This window comes from Phenylobacterium sp. (assembly GCF_035276905.1).
GTDB lineage: Bacteria > Pseudomonadota > Alphaproteobacteria > Caulobacterales > Caulobacteraceae > Phenylobacterium.
On record NZ_DATELG010000302.1, the window covers coordinates 1 to 13643 of the forward strand.

A 13643-nucleotide genomic window follows, 5' to 3' on the forward strand; every position below is an offset into this window, starting at 1 on the left:
CCATCTCGGCTCGACTGACAGGCGTCGTGCGGGCATTCCTATGCAGGTTCATCCGGTCCCCCGAGACTCAGCTGAAGTGTCGCAACAACAGCCTTCCCGGTCCGGACCGGATGGACAACCTACTGAGAGCTCACATCTAGCGGCAGGGCGGCCGGGCGCGGGCCCTGAGTTCGTCATGGGGGCTTCACCCGATTTCTCCGCCGCCCGGTCGGAGGTTTGTTCCGCGCCGGGGCTATGTCGGAGAACCGCATGCGACACGAACTTGGGCTCATCGCCCTTTCGCTCTGTCTTGTCGGCGTCACGGCCTGCGAGACCCCGCACGGCCCCTCAACCTTCGCCAGTTCGGAGTCGATGCGCGCGCAGCCCGTCGCGTTCGGCCAGGTGGTCAGCGTCCGGCCGGTCGACATCCGTCCGGGACAGACCCACCTCGGCATGGCCACGGGCGCGGCGCTCGGCGCGCTCGCTGGCAGCCAGCTGGGGGGCGACGTGTCCGCCAACGTGGCCGGCGGCATCGGCGGGGCGGTCGCCGGCGGCGCGCTCGGCAGCGCCATCCAGGGCTCGCAGGCGACCCGCGGCGTCGAGGTGTCGGTCACCATGGACAACGGCCAGACCGTCGCCATCGTCCAGCCCGGCGATCCGCGCGACTTCCGGGTCGGCGACCGGGTCCGCGTCGTCGGCACGTCGGACAACGCGCGCGTGGCGCACTGAGCCGCCCGCCGGCCCGTACGTCCACGTGAAGCACTGGCGGATGCTCCGCACAATAATCTTCCGGGGAAGATGTTTATGCGCTAGGGAGGGCTTTGCGAGCTTCAGCAAGGGGTGATGCCATGCAACTGTCGGGCAAGGTGGCGATCGTGACCGGGGCGTCCACGGGTCTGGGCCGGGCGATCGCCGGGCGGTACGCCGCCGAAGGCGCGGCCGTCGTGGTGGCCGACATCAATGATCCTGAGCCGGCGGTTGCGGAGATCCTCGAGGCGGGCGGCGTCGCCGTCGGCCAGCGGGTGGACGTGGCGTCCGAGGACCAGGTCACGGCCATGGTCGCCGAGGTGATCTCGCGTTTCGGTCAGATCGACGTGCTGGTCAACAACGCGGCCGTCTCCGCCTCGCTGAAGCAACAGCCCTTCGAGGACATCGACCTTCACGAGTGGCGCAAGGTCATGGACGTGAACGTGCTTGGGGTGTTCCTCTGCATCAGGGCGGTCACGCCGAGCATGCGGGCCCGCCGCTCGGGCAGCATCATCAACATCGGGTCGGGAACCGCCATCAAGGCCCTGCCGCGGCTTACGCACTACGTCGCGTCCAAGGCCGCGGTGCATGTGATGACCCGATCGCTGGCGCGCGAGCTCGGCGTCGACAACATCACGATCAATGCTATCGCGCCCGGATACTTCCTCACCGAGGGCAACCTGGGCAACCCGGAGTTCCTCGCCCTTCAGCGAGACATCGCCGTACAAAATCGCTCGATCCCCAGGGACGCCTATCCGGACGATCTCACGGGCGCCGCCGTCTTCTTCGCGGGCGACCAGAGCCGCTTCATCACCGGCCAGATCCTGCCGGTCGACGGAGGCTCGGTCTGAGAGGGGCTGCTGAGCCTAAATCAAGGCTCCGCTAGTTGCGTCCGCCCGCACCCGCCCGGACTTCGACGACGTCAGGCGGCCGATCACGTCGTCGGTCGTGGGCACGTCGCCGAAGGCGAAGAGAACCGTGTTCAGGGCGGCGTTATGTTCTGCATCGGTAATCGCTGCGTTTGCGTCGGAAACAAGGACGACCTTGTAGTTCAACATCATCGCGTCGCGGGCCGAAGACTCGCAGCAGATATTGGTCAGCGTGCCTGTCACGACGATCGTGTCGATCCCTGCCGCCCGAAGGACGCGATCGATGTCGGACGCGCCCTGAATGAAGGCGCTGAAACGGTTCTTCTCGAGAATGATGTCCTCGGGCCGCACGTCGAGGTCCGCATGCAGCTCGAACCCATGGGAGCCGGGCATCATCTGCTCGAATGCAGCCGGATTAGGATCGCAGTCGAACAGGACTGACCAGACGTTGCTTTGGCCCTCGAGGGTCATCTTGACCCAGATCACCTTGCCGCCGGCTTCGCGCATCGCCGCCGCCAGCCGATTGATGTTGGGCACGATTTCCCGGGCGGCGGGCACCTCCACCGGCATGCCGGGCAGCATGAAGACATTTTGCATGTCGATGACCACGAGCGCGGTCTTGCTGGCGTCCAAGGTCACATGACGGGGAAGCCGGCCAAGTCGACTGACGATCGCGTCCACCAGCTGCTGGGAAATCGAGATCTCGTGCACCGCTGTTTCTCCCTATCGAAGCGTCTTTAACCGGCGCCCGCAGTGGTTTGCTCCTCCAGGTCTGCAACGGGTCGCGTCCGAGGTCCGCGTCCTAAGGCGCTTCAAGCATCGCGCGAAGCACAGCTCCCACCTGGTCGTCGGCGCTCCCGAGGCTCTGCACGGTCGAGACGTGATTATGTCCGGCGAAGCGGTGCAGCGGCGGGCAGCAGCCGTCCCGCCGCGTGAGCGCAAGCGCGAGTTCGAGCGTCGGGGCAGCCAGCATGGCGGGATCGTACTGCGCAAGGCACAGCGATAGCGGGATACGGTTGCGGCGGGCGTGAGTGAGGGGAGAGCGGTCCCGCCAGAGCGACGGCGGACCGGCGTAGTGCTGGACGTTGGGCGGAAGTTGAGGCGTGAAGCGATAGACGCCGCTCATCAGGATCGCCCGCCGCACCCCCGCCGCTTCGGCCGCGCCGCCATGCAGCGGATGGAACAGATAGTTTGCAAGGTTGACCGCCCCCGCGGACTGTCCCATCAGCGACAGACCGCCCGGATCGCCGCCATAGCGGACGGCGTTGGCGCTGACCCAGGCCACGGCCGCCGCAACGTCCGCGGTCTGCTCGGCCCAGCAAAACTCCGGGGCCAGCCTGTAGTTGGCGATTATGGCCAGATAGCCGTGCCGCGCGAAATAGACGCCGACGTTGCGGTAGAAGCTCGGATGCTCGTCCTTGCCGCCGCTGATGAATCCGCCGCCGGGGAAGAAGACCAGGACAGGCGCGTCCTGCTGGCGAGGCCGATAGATGTCGAGCTGCTGGCGCGGGTGTTCCCCAAAGGCGATATCGGCGATCCGCTCGACGCCAGGCGCCGAAGTGGCCACGGCGTCGGCGTAGAGCGCCATCGTGGCCGCCAAGACGCCGGGGTCGAAGCGCGCGCCCATGTCGGCGATCTTCTGGCGGATCTGGGCGAGATTAGAATCGATTTGAAGCATGCCGCCTGCTCTGTTCCCCGCGCCGGACACGGCGCGTCATGGGTTGTGGTCGGGGAGGGGCGAGCAGACTATTCCGCTGCGATCGCTGTCGAGAGCCGGTGCTCCGGGACCAGGGTGCGCCATTCGACCCCCAGCTCCAAGGTGGCGTTCGCGCCTCGGATGCGGCTGACGTCGGCGTTGAGGCCGATGGGGGCCTCCCCCCGTTCCCCGGCGTTGGCGGACTTCAGGAGCGCCCGGTAGAGACAGGTGATCGCCAGATCGGCCACGCAGAGCATCTCGCGGCTGCGGTCGCGAAGGGCGCCTGCGGACATGCTGACGATGGCGTCTTCCTGCGTGAAGTTGGCGATCCCGGTGAAGTGTCCGCGCCGCATCGCCTCGCGATCCTGCATATAGCCGCTGTGGGGGCTGAGGCGGCCGAGCTCGACCGTCGTCCTCGTCATGCCCCATTCCTCAAGCGTTTCGGGATCAAGGCCGACGAACCGCAGCTGCTCGCTGGCCAGCGGCTCCTCGCCCATCTTCTTCTGGGCGTCCCACCAGAGGTGGAAGAACATGGTCCGCTCGTCGCTCATCGGAACGACCGCGAACCAGAGGTCCCCGTTGGGGTTGAAGACGAAACACGGCGATTGGAACGCGGCCACGCGGGCGATGGTGCGCTCGGCGCCCGCCTCGTGGATGCGGCGGATCGCGACGTAGTGGAACCCGAAGTCCGTATCGTCCGCCTCGATGTGCGGGGCCGCGTCGAACTGCATGTGGCCGGTGGCCGCGGCGAAGGACAGTTGCGAGATGTCGGTGTTCTTCAGCCCCACCGTGTGAAGCACGCTCAAATGGGAGGAATCCACGAGGCCCTCCATCACCTGGACGAAGTTGCAGGGCACGATGGCCATCGCATTCAGGCGGTTGGCGTCGGGGACGTCCATGAAGGCGTAGTGGGGGAACGGCGGCTCCAGCTCGGCCGGGCCCATGTATGTCCAGACCATGCCGGCGACCTCGCGGACCGGGTAGGCCTTGGCTTTAAAGCGCTGCTTGAACTTGGGATCGGCGACGTTCGGGGTCTCCATGATGTTGCCGTGCCGGTCGAACTTCCAGCCATGATAGATGCAGCGGATGCCGCAACCCTCGACGCGGCCGAGGCTCAGCGACGCGTTGCGGTGGCGGCAGTACTCGTCGATGAGACCGACTTGGCCCTCGCTGTCGCGAAAGGCGACGAGATCCTCGCCCAGCGCCTGCACACGCACGGGATCGCAGTCCGGCGCCGGCAGCTCGGAGGATAGCAGGGCCGGAATCCAGAAGCGGCGCATGGCCGTGCCCTGAGGGGTTCCTGGTCCGACCCGGCACATGCGATCGTTGTCTGCGGCCGAGAGCATGACATCCTCCCAATTTTCTTCCTAGGAAGACCATAGAGACGCTCCTGAGCGGTTTCAAGGCCGTGCGGCCACAGCCGGGCTCTTGCGATTTGATGGACTTCTATGGAAGATCTTTATCTTGGGTCAGCGGGGGCTTCGGCGTTGTCGACGGATGCAGACGCGGCCGGAAGATGGGCGTTTCGGTTTGCGCCGCAGCTCGGCTACCGGTCACCCGATCAGCCGCTGTTCCGGCACAGTGCGGGCGATGTCTCCCCGGCCGCGCAGGCCGCGCGCGCCGCCGACCTGGGTTTTGCCGGGGTCCAGTATCCGTGGGCGGTCAGCCGTCCGGCCGCCGAGCGCTCGCAGCTTGCGAAGGTGCTGCGGGATCGGGGCCTTGCGACCGGCTGCGTCGTATGGGCGTCCTGGGAGGTCATTCGACAGCCCCTCTGGGGGCGCACCGACGCCGCCGCGCGCGAGAAGATCGCCGCCCATATGATCCGCGCCGTCGCCGCCGCCAAGGAGATCGGCGCCGCCACCATCGCCGTGCTCGCCGCGGCCGATCCCGCCCGGCCCATGGCGGAGGAGCGAACGGGGCTGGTCGACAATCTTCGCCGGGCCGCCGACCTCGTGCAGCGATCAGGGCTTTGCATTGGATTGGAGCCGATGATCGTGCTGCCGGAGATGATGCTCAAGACGTACGCCGACGGTCTGGAGGTGATCGAGGCGAGCGCGCACCCGGCGGTCCGGCTGATCTTCGACAGCGGTCACGTTCAGTCCGTCGGCGAGGACCCGGTCGCGACGCTCCAGCATACGCTGCCCCATGTCTGCTTGGTGCAGCTGGCCGATCAGCCGGGTCGCGTGGAGCCCGGCGCCGGAACGATCGACATGCTGAGCGTGCTCCGAAGCCTGGGGCGGCACGGCTACCAGGGACTTGTCGAGCTCGAACATGACTGGGCCGAGGACAGCCTGGAAGGCGAACGGCGAGGCCTGGCGCGCCTGCGGGCGCTGAACCAGGCCTATCTGGCGCAGGGTGGAGGGCCGCTCATGGACGCATTTCCCAGCTTCGGCGCTGGTTCCGGGCAACTTGCCCGTGGAACCTGACGCTCCTATCAACAACGAAGATTGTAGATCTGGACCACCCCGGGGGGCAGATGAGTGAGCCACAGCGGCGGCGACGTCGAAAACGCCCCGAACAGAAGGTCCGAGGCAGCCACACGGCCGAGCTTGCCGCCTCCTGGAGGCGGGAGCTGCCGCATCTCGACGCGACGGGGCTGCTTCTGCAGATCTATGTGGTGCGCCTCGGGCGCATACTCGACAGCGCCTACGACCGCATGTGCCGCGAAACCTACGGAATCAGCGGCCCGGAGATGCGGGTCCTCTTTTCGCTCCGCAGGGCAGGGGCGCCGTTCGTGCGTCGACCGACGGACCTGTTCCGCGCGCTCTTGGTGACCTCGGGGGCCATCACCAAACAGGTGGATCGACTGCAGGCCTCCGGCTTCGTCGTGAGAATTCCCGATCCGTCGTTCGGCGGCGGCTTCCTGGTCCAGCTCACCAAGAAGGGCCGCAAGGCGGCCGATGAGATGATCGAGACGGTTTCCACCCGCGGACTGATCTCCCGGGCCACCAGGGACTTTTCTCCACAGGAAATCCAGGACGCGATGCAGCTGTGTGAACGGCTGCTCACCACCCTGGAACTGGACGATCCCTCCCTTTGATTCTCGCGCCGGGTTGACAGGTCACCTTCCTGCCGCGATCTTCCACGGAAGATCATTGGACGTGGGAGCGAGACCGGATGAGCGAGCTGACGCCTGCGGAGTTGTTCGGACTGCGTGGAAGACCATTCGTCCTGATCGGCGGTGGTGAGGGGTTGGGGCTTGCGATCGCCCGTCACCTGCGGGCGGCCGGCGCAGAGGTGCTGGTGGCGGATCGCGACCTGGCCATGGCCGCCGCCGTGGCCGAGCAGACGGGGGCTGTCGCCTTCCAGGCCGACGCCCTGGACCGCGAAAGCCTGCGCGGCGCCTTCGAAGAGGCCGCCCGGCGGTTCGGCGAGGTCCAAGGCGTCGTCGACATCATCGGAATCGCCAAGCTGCAGCCGCTGCGGGACTTCACCGACGACGACTGGGCCTGGCAGTTCGAGATGGTGGTCCGCCACGCCTTCCTGACGCTGCAGATCGGGGCCGAGTACGTCGTCGACGGCGGCAGTTTCACCATGGTGGGGTCCCTTTCCGGCAGCCATGTGGTCCGGCGCCAGACGGCGTACGGAAGCGCCAAGGCCGCATTGCATCACCTGGTTCGCGGCGCGGCTCTCGAATACGCCGCCCGCGGCGTACGGGTGAACGCCATCGCGCCGGGCTTCATCCGCACGCCGCGCCTCGAGCAGCTGCTCTCGGACGAGAGCTGGCGGCAGGTCGAGGGCGCCATTCCGCTCGGCCGTGCAGCCAAGCCCGCCGACATCGCCGGCGGCGTGCTGTTCCTGGCCTCGGATTTGGCCAAGATCGTCACGGGCCAGATCTTGCCCGCAGACGGCGGGGTGAGCGTGGCTGCGGCGCTGCCCGATCTCGACTGGCGCCCTCGCTAAGACCCGGGGTCATCAGACGTGCAGGCTCCCAAACAGATGCTGGTCGTGCAGGCGATGCGCCTGGAGGCCCAGGACATCCTCTCAGTTGAACTGGCCTCGCCATCGGGCGCGCCCCTCGCGGCCTTCACCGCCGGGTCGCACATCGACCTCCACCTGCCCGGCGGGCTCATTCGAAGCTACTCCCTGGTCAACCCCGACACCGAGCGGGGCCGCTACGTGGTGGCGGTCTATCGCGAGCCGCTGTCGCAGGGGGGCTCGCGCTATGTGCACGACACTTTGCGGGTCGGCGACCAGATCGTCGTCGAGGGGCCGAGGAACAACTTCGCGGTGGCGGACGATGGCGGGCGGCATGTCCTGATCGCCGGCGGTATCGGCGTCACCCCGATCTGCTCCATGATCGAGCGGCTCGGACGCCTGGATCGGCCCTGGACCCTCTACTACTGCGCCCAGACGGCCGCCAAGGCGGCTTTCCGCGACCTTGTTCAGTCGCGGGCCGAGGCTTGCGACGGCCGCGTCGTATTCAACTTCGACGGCGAACCCGGCGGGACGATGCTCGATATCGCGGCCCTCGTGGCGGCTCAACCGGAGGACGCCCACCTCTACTGCTGCGGTCCCAAGGGCATGCTTGAGGCCTTTCGCGCCGCGTGCGGCGAGCGGCCCGCATCCCACGTGCATTTCGAGTACTTTGCCGCCGATACGCACGCGGCGACCGAACGCAGCTTCACCCTCGTCCTCAACCGAAGCGGGCGCCGGCTTGCCGTTCCGGAAGGCAAGACCATTCTCGACGTGCTGCTCGCCCACGGCGTGAACATCGCCTACTCGTGCCAGCAGGGAATCTGCGGCGCGTGCGAGACGCGGGTCATCAGCGGCCAACCCGACCACCGGGACCAGATCCTCACCGACGAGGAGCGCCTTAGCGGCGGCGCCATGATGGTGTGCTGCTCGGGGGCCCTTTCCGACGAGCTGGTTCTCGATCTCTAAGCGCGGGTGATTGACCTTCCGCGGAAGATGTTTATGGGCGTGGAGGAAGCCGGGCGCCGCGGGCCAGGCGCGGGAGGCGAGGAGGGAGCGGCATGATTGTTGAGGATCCAGACCAGCTCACCGCGGACGTCATCGCGGTGATGGACCGGACGCAGGACCCGCGTCTTCGGGAGATCATGTCGTGCCTCATCCGGCACCTCCACGGGTTCGTCAGGGAGGTGAGGCTGACCGAGGATGAATTCAGAACGGCCACCGCGCTGATCAACGAAATGGGCCAGCTCACCAACGACACTCACAACGAGACCGTGCTGATGGCCGGTTCCCTCGGCGTGTCGTCCCTTGTCTGCATGATCAACAATCCCGGCAGTTCGAGCCGGCGCACGTCGCAGTCGTTGCTGGGGCCGTTCTGGCGCATGCATTCCCCGCGCACGGAGAACGGCGGATCGATCCTGCGCTCGGCGACGCCGGGCCCCGCGCTGTTCATGACCGGACGCATCGTCGATCCAAACGGCGAGCCGATCGCGGGGGCGGAGGTGGATGTCTGGCAATCCGCCCCGAACGGCCTCTACGAGAACCAGGATTCCGAGCAGGCCGACATGAACCTCCGCGGGAAGTTCACGACGGACGCGGACGGGCGCTTCTGGTTCCGCACCGTCAAGCCGGCCGGCTATCCGATCCCGACGGACGGCGTGGTGGGCCGCCTGCTGGCGGCCCAGGGCCGGCACCCGTTCCGGCCGGCCCACATGCACGCCCTGGCCTACAAGCCGGGCTTCAAGACGCTGATCTCCCAGGTCTATCTCGCCGACGACGAGCGCCTCGATTCCGACGCCCAGTTCGGCGTGTCGCGGCATCTCATCGGCCGGCTGGAACGGCACGGCGAAGCGCACCCGACGGAGACGGTCGACGCGCCCTGGTACTCGCTCGACTACACCTTTGTCATGCAACCGGGTGAGGCGACGCTGCCCCGCCCCCCGATCAAGTAGGCGGCCCAAGGCATGCTCACCAACGACCAGCTTCGCGAAGGCGCGGCCCAGCTCCATCAGGCGGACCGGGAGCGTCGCGTCATCCCGCAGCTCAGCAAGAGCTTCCCCGAGATCGAGCTGAAGGACGCCTATGAGATCCAGCGGCGCTGGGCCGAGCTGCGCGTCGCGGCCGGCGCCAGGATCATCGGCCACAAGATCGGCCTGACCTCGCGGGCGATGCAGATGGCGTCGAACATCACCGAGCCGGACTACGGCCACCTGCTGGACGACATGCTCTATACGGACGGCGCCCAGATTCCCGCCGAGCGCTTCATCAAGCCGCGGCTCGAGGTCGAACTCGCCTTCGTGCTGGGCCAGCCGCTGCGCGGACCGCAGGTGCGGGTGCACGACGTGCTGCGCGCGACCGAATTCGTGACCCCCGCCATGGAGATCATCGACTACCGGACGGAGGTGCCGCGCGCGATCACCGACACCATCGCCGACAACGCCGCCGCCGGCGGCCTGATCATCGGCGGCCGGACCGTCCGGCCCATGGACGTCGACCTGCGGTGGATCGGCGCGACGCTTTCCAAGAACGGCGTCATCGAGGAATCCGGGGTTTCGGCAGCGGTGATGGGGCACCCGGCGGCGGGGATCGCCTGGCTTTGCAACAAACTGGCCGCATTGGATCAGGGGCTGGAGGCCGGGGAAATCATCCTCGGGGGCTCCTTCACCCGCCCGGTATCGGTGGCGTCCGGCGATGTGATCTACGCCGACTTTGGCGACCTCGGCGCCATCGGCGTCTCGTTCGTCTAGGCCGCCGCCTTGGACCTCCCCGTCAATACCTTCAAGCGCCGGCTGGAGGCCGGTGAACGACAGATCGGGCTTTGGCTCACGCTGGCGAACCCGTTCGCCGCGGAGGCCGTCGCCGGCGCCGGCTTCGACTGGCTGCTGCTCGACATGGAGCACTCGCCCGCGGACGTCGAGACCGTGCTGGCTCAGCTGCAAGCGGTGTCGGCCTACGCAGCCACGCCGATCGTGCGGCCGCCGACCAACGACGCCGTGGTCATCAAGAGGCTCCTCGACATCGGCGCCCAAGGGTTGCTGATTCCCTATGTGCAGTCGGCGGAGGAGGCCGCCGCGGCGGTGGCCGCGATCCGCTATCCGCCGCGGGGGATCCGGGGCGTCTCGGCCTCCACGCGAGCCACGCGGTTCGGCCGAATACCGGACTACGGTCGGCGGGCGGACACGGAGCTCTGTCTCCTGGTCCAGGTCGAGACCGAGGCCGCCCTTCAGCACCTCGAGGCCATCGCTACGGTCGACGGCGTGAGCGGGGTCTTCATCGGACCCGGGGACCTCGCCGCCAGCATGGGGTACGTGGGCCAGCCCGGTCACCCCGCTGTCCAGGCCGCCGTGCTCGATGCGATCTCACGGCTACGGCGCCTGAACGTCCCCGCGGGGCTGCTCACGGGCGATGCGGCGTTTGCGGAAGCCTGCCTCGCGCAGGGCGCGGGCTTCGTCGCTGTGGGGGTGGACGCCGCCATGCTCGCCCGGGCCGCCGACGCCCTCGCCGGGCGCTTCTGTGCGCCAAGCGATCCGACCGGGGGCTAATTCGCTGCGCCGAACCGGCGTCCACTTCGGCGGCGAATGGTCTAGCTAGCCGCAGCGAGCCGACCGCCGTCGACCAGCTGCCGCCAATCGGCGCCGGGCGCCAGGTCAGCGTGCAGCCCGGCGGCCGCGTTGAGCGACCCGTCCGCCCCGGGCGGAGCGCCCCCGGCCTCCACCCGATGGGCGCAGTCGAGCAAGACCTGGTACAAGCGCTGGACCGCGACGTCCGCCTTCGACAAGGTCTCCCGCGACCGGTCGCGGATCGCTCCGCTGGCGACGGAGACGGCGGCATCCTCCTCGATAAGCCCCGGCAGGCCGCTGAAGCTTCGCGCCATCCTGGCGCGGTCTTGGTGGTAGCGGTTCGCCGGCGCCGGCCGCGCCGGCCCGTGCGCCGCTCGCCGGCTCAAGCCGAAGGTGTCCAACGAGGCCGGATCAAGTCCGACGAACTTCAAGTGCTCGCTTCGCAGCGGCTCCTCGCCCAGCGCGAGCGCCGCGTCCCAGAAGATATGGTAGAAGTCGGTCCGCTCATCGCTGGCGGGAACGCAGATGGTCAGGACGTCCCCGTTCGGGTTGAACACGAAGCCTGGCGGGGCGAAGGCCGTGATCCTTGCCTGGACCCGGCCCGCTTCAATGTTGCGAAGCGCCGCATAGCGGAAACCGAACGCGGCAGGCTCGACTTCGAGCGTGGGCGCCAGATCGAACCGCATCTCGGTGGTGCTCTGTGCAAAGCGCAGGTCCGAGGCGGCCCCGGCGTCGAGGCTGTTGGCGTGCAGGATGCCCAAGTGGCTCGAATCGACGAGTCCCTCAAGGACCTGGACGTAGTTGCACGCCAGGCTGTGCACCGTCGCGATCCGATGCCGCGCAGGCAGGTGCAGCCAGGGCCAGTCCGGCGCAGGGGGGCGCAGGCCCGGCGGCCCGAGATAGGCCCAGACGATCCCGCCTGCCTCATGCGTCGGATAGGCTTCTGCTTTGAACCTGTTCTTGAACGCGGGATCGGCCACATTCGGCGTTTCCATCACCGTCCCGTCGGCAGCGAACTTCCAGCCGTGGTAGATGCAACGGATGCCGCATCCCTCGACTCGCCCCAGCGTGAGCGAGGCGCCCCGATGGCGGCAGAATTCCTGCAACAGGCCGACTCTTCCCTGGGTGTCGCGAAACGCCACCAGGCGTTCGCCGAGGACCGTGACGCCCATGGGATCACAATCAGGCGCCGGAAGCTCCTCGGAAAGCAACGCCGGAAGCCAGTACCGGCGGGCCGCCTCGCCCATCGGCGTTCCCGGCCCCACTCTGCACATCCGTTCGTTGTCGGCCTTCGACAGCATCTTCAGCTCCTCACGAACTGCTTCCCTCGCGATTCCTTCCACGGAAGATGGAGCGGCGCAACAGGAAGGGCGCGGCCGTCGCCCGCGAGGCCGGCAGGCGCCACGTCTCCGCTCTTCCGGCGAGATCGCGTTTGACCAATAGGCCGCGAATGTTCTTACATGGAAGATGTTTGGCCGCCAGCCGGCCCCAACCCCAGTCGCGAGGCGGCCTGTGCTGAGCCGATCAATCAATCCGTGGTGGACCGTTGTGGCCGGTTTCCTGGGCTCGGCAGTCGGCGCCGGAACCATCATGGTCTACGCCTATGGCATCCTGTCGGCCGCCATGGGCGAGGAGTTCGGCTGGAGCCGCGACACGCTATCGCTCAACATGACCGCGTTTCTCGTCGGGTCCGGGCTGGGCACGGTCTTCCTGGGCTGGCTGATCGCGAAGCTGGGCATCCGCCGCCCTGCGGCCGTGATGGCCGCCCTGTTCGGGCTATTGTTCGCCGCCGTGGCGCTGCTGCCGCCGCAACCGAGCTTCTTTCCGGCGCTCTTCCTGATCATCGGCCTTTGCGGAGCCGCCTGCAGCGCGCTGCCTTACGCAGTCGCCATCAGCGGCTTTTTCGATGAGCGTCGGGGCTTGGCGCTCGGCATCGTGGTGGCCGGCAGCGGCGCCGGCTCGACCTTCGGTCCGGCGCTCGCGCACTACCTGGTCAATAATCATGGCTGGCGCGCAGGGTTCGGGACGATCGGCGTGCTCGCGGCCCTGATATCGGTCGCCGGCCTTGTGTTTCTTGTGCGCACCCCGGCCGCCGCCAGCGAGGCCACCGCGTCACGCTCGACGGAACCTACGCCGGTCGGCGACCTCTTGGTGCGCAACCCGAAGTTCTGGCTGATCGCATTCCCGATCCTGGGGGTCTCGGTCGCGACGTTCGGGGGCATGGCGAGCCTGGTCCCCTATTTCAAGGACCGCGGAATCCACCCGGCGACCATCGCCGCGGCGCTGTCGGTCGCCGGTTTCACCTCCTGGGCCTGCCGCGTGGCGGTGGGATACGCCCTCGACAAGGTGTTCGCGCCGATCATCTGCGCCATAACCTTCGCCGCCGCCGCCGCGGGACTTCTGCTGCTCGTCTACGTCCCGGCGCAGGCCTATGTGGGCGCGGCCCTGGTCGCCATGGCGCTGGGCGCGGAGGCGGACCTCCTGTCCTTCCTCGTCAGCCGCTATTTCCGGCTCATCGACTACAGCCGCGTGCTCGGCGTGCTGTGGGTGGTCTGGGCATGGGGCGGCGGCGCGGGAACCTGGCTTGCCAACCGCTGCTACGACGTGCAGGGGTCCTACGGGCCGGCGTTTCTAGGTTTCGCCGGCCTTCTTGTGACGGGAGCGGTCGCGGTCTTCTACCTCGGCCCGTACAGCATTCCAGTTCACAAGCGCGACGCGCCGTCCCCCGACCCCCGGCTAAGAAAACGTCTTCCGCAGAAGATTTAAATTGACGTCAGGCGCGGCTGTGTAATCTTCCATGGAAATTCATAAAGGGGGAAACACATGCCGCGTTGGTGCTTACTTTCGACTTTGCTGGCCGGCTCCGCACTCGCCGCG

At 67.6% G+C, this 13643-nt stretch carries 14 protein-coding genes; 10 read left to right on the top strand and 4 right to left on the bottom strand.

What is annotated here, in order from left to right:
• The first annotated feature begins 249 nt into the window (after window positions 1-249).
• Together VJS38_RS14175 and VJS38_RS14180 are read left to right on the top strand one after the other, a co-directional pair.
• Window positions 250-708, top strand: a complete 459-nt coding sequence (locus tag VJS38_RS14175; RefSeq protein WP_324088798.1) for a hypothetical protein — start codon at window positions 250-252, stop codon at window positions 706-708.
• 119 nt (window positions 709-827) lie between these two features.
• A complete protein-coding gene (locus VJS38_RS14180; RefSeq protein WP_324088799.1) occupies window positions 828-1577 on the top strand; it encodes a glucose 1-dehydrogenase in 750 nt (249 codons plus the stop codon).
• Window positions 1578-1592: 15 nt separating this feature from the next.
• Here VJS38_RS14180 and VJS38_RS14185 read toward each other — a convergent pair whose 3' ends face one another.
• The 3 genes from VJS38_RS14185 to VJS38_RS14195 all read right to left on the bottom strand — a co-directional run bounded on the left by VJS38_RS14185 (window position 1593) and on the right by VJS38_RS14195 (window position 4637).
• The gene (locus VJS38_RS14185) at window positions 1593-2306 is read right to left on the bottom strand and encodes an isochorismatase family cysteine hydrolase (RefSeq protein WP_324088800.1); all 714 of its coding nucleotides are present in this window, start codon (window positions 2304-2306) and stop codon (window positions 1593-1595) included.
• A gap of 91 nt (window positions 2307-2397) precedes the next feature.
• Window positions 2398-3273, bottom strand: a complete 876-nt coding sequence (locus VJS38_RS14190) for an alpha/beta hydrolase (protein WP_324088801.1) — start codon at window positions 3271-3273, stop codon at window positions 2398-2400.
• Window positions 3274-3341: 68 nt separating this feature from the next.
• Entirely contained in the window at window positions 3342-4637 is a 1296-nt protein-coding gene (locus tag VJS38_RS14195) for a Rieske 2Fe-2S domain-containing protein (RefSeq protein WP_324088802.1), read from the bottom strand.
• 102 nt (window positions 4638-4739) lie between these two features.
• On the opposite strand from VJS38_RS14195, the gene VJS38_RS14200 reads away from it, so the two are divergent.
• The 7 genes from VJS38_RS14200 (at window position 4740) to VJS38_RS14230 (ending at window position 10748) form a co-directional block, all read left to right on the top strand.
• Window positions 4740-5717: a sugar phosphate isomerase/epimerase family protein gene (locus VJS38_RS14200; protein WP_324088803.1), complete on the top strand. Its 978-nt coding sequence runs from the start codon at window positions 4740-4742 to the stop codon at window positions 5715-5717.
• A gap of 50 nt (window positions 5718-5767) precedes the next feature.
• Window positions 5768-6331, top strand: coding sequence for a MarR family winged helix-turn-helix transcriptional regulator (locus VJS38_RS14205; RefSeq protein ID WP_324088804.1), 564 nt, complete (start codon window positions 5768-5770; stop codon window positions 6329-6331).
• Window positions 6332-6408: 77 nt separating this feature from the next.
• The gene (locus tag VJS38_RS14210) at window positions 6409-7194 is read left to right on the top strand and encodes an SDR family oxidoreductase (protein ID WP_324088805.1); all 786 of its coding nucleotides are present in this window, start codon (window positions 6409-6411) and stop codon (window positions 7192-7194) included.
• A gap of 18 nt (window positions 7195-7212) precedes the next feature.
• On the top strand, window positions 7213-8175 hold the full coding sequence (locus tag VJS38_RS14215; RefSeq protein ID WP_324088806.1) for a PDR/VanB family oxidoreductase: 963 nt from the start codon (window positions 7213-7215) through the stop codon (window positions 8173-8175).
• Between the two features lie 92 nt (window positions 8176-8267).
• Window positions 8268-9158, top strand: coding sequence for a dioxygenase (locus tag VJS38_RS14220; protein WP_324088807.1), 891 nt, complete (start codon window positions 8268-8270; stop codon window positions 9156-9158).
• A gap of 12 nt (window positions 9159-9170) precedes the next feature.
• Window positions 9171-9953 (top strand): 2-oxo-hept-4-ene-1,7-dioate hydratase, encoded by a 783-nt coding sequence (hpaH, locus tag VJS38_RS14225; RefSeq protein ID WP_324088808.1) that lies wholly within the window; start codon window positions 9171-9173, stop codon window positions 9951-9953.
• A 9-nt stretch (window positions 9954-9962) separates the two neighbouring features.
• Window positions 9963-10748 (top strand): HpcH/HpaI aldolase family protein, encoded by a 786-nt coding sequence (locus tag VJS38_RS14230; protein WP_324088809.1) that lies wholly within the window; start codon window positions 9963-9965, stop codon window positions 10746-10748.
• 41 nt (window positions 10749-10789) lie between these two features.
• On the opposite strand, the gene VJS38_RS14235 is transcribed toward VJS38_RS14230, so the two are convergent.
• Window positions 10790-12067, bottom strand: a complete 1278-nt coding sequence (locus VJS38_RS14235; RefSeq protein WP_324088810.1) for a Rieske 2Fe-2S domain-containing protein — start codon at window positions 12065-12067, stop codon at window positions 10790-10792.
• Between the two features lie 211 nt (window positions 12068-12278).
• Here VJS38_RS14235 and VJS38_RS14240 point away from each other — a divergent pair, with 211 nt between their 5' ends.
• A complete protein-coding gene (locus VJS38_RS14240; protein ID WP_324088811.1) occupies window positions 12279-13532 on the top strand; it encodes an MFS transporter in 1254 nt (417 codons plus the stop codon).
• Window positions 13533-13643 lie beyond the last annotated feature (111 nt).

What these genes read in the sequence shown, in the direction of transcription:
- VJS38_RS14175 (WP_324088798.1), top strand. Translation starts at nt 250, where the DNA reads ATGCGACACGAACTTGGGCTCATCGCCCTTTCGCTCTGTCTTGTCGGC.
- VJS38_RS14180 (WP_324088799.1), top strand. Translation starts at nt 828, where the DNA reads ATGCAACTGTCGGGCAAGGTGGCGATCGTGACCGGGGCGTCCACGGGT.
- VJS38_RS14190 (WP_324088801.1), bottom strand. Translation starts at nt 3,273, where the DNA reads ATGCTTCAAATCGATTCTAATCTCGCCCAGATCCGCCAGAAGATCGCC.
- VJS38_RS14195 (WP_324088802.1), bottom strand. Translation starts at nt 4,637, where the DNA reads ATGCTCTCGGCCGCAGACAACGATCGCATGTGCCGGGTCGGACCAGGA.
- VJS38_RS14200 (WP_324088803.1), top strand. Translation starts at nt 4,740, where the DNA reads ATGGAAGATCTTTATCTTGGGTCAGCGGGGGCTTCGGCGTTGTCGACG.
- VJS38_RS14205 (WP_324088804.1), top strand. Translation starts at nt 5,768, where the DNA reads ATGAGTGAGCCACAGCGGCGGCGACGTCGAAAACGCCCCGAACAGAAG.
- VJS38_RS14210 (WP_324088805.1), top strand. Translation starts at nt 6,409, where the DNA reads ATGAGCGAGCTGACGCCTGCGGAGTTGTTCGGACTGCGTGGAAGACCA.
- VJS38_RS14220 (WP_324088807.1), top strand. Translation starts at nt 8,268, where the DNA reads ATGATTGTTGAGGATCCAGACCAGCTCACCGCGGACGTCATCGCGGTG.
- hpaH (WP_324088808.1), top strand. Translation starts at nt 9,171, where the DNA reads ATGCTCACCAACGACCAGCTTCGCGAAGGCGCGGCCCAGCTCCATCAG.
- VJS38_RS14235 (WP_324088810.1), bottom strand. Translation starts at nt 12,067, where the DNA reads ATGCTGTCGAAGGCCGACAACGAACGGATGTGCAGAGTGGGGCCGGGA.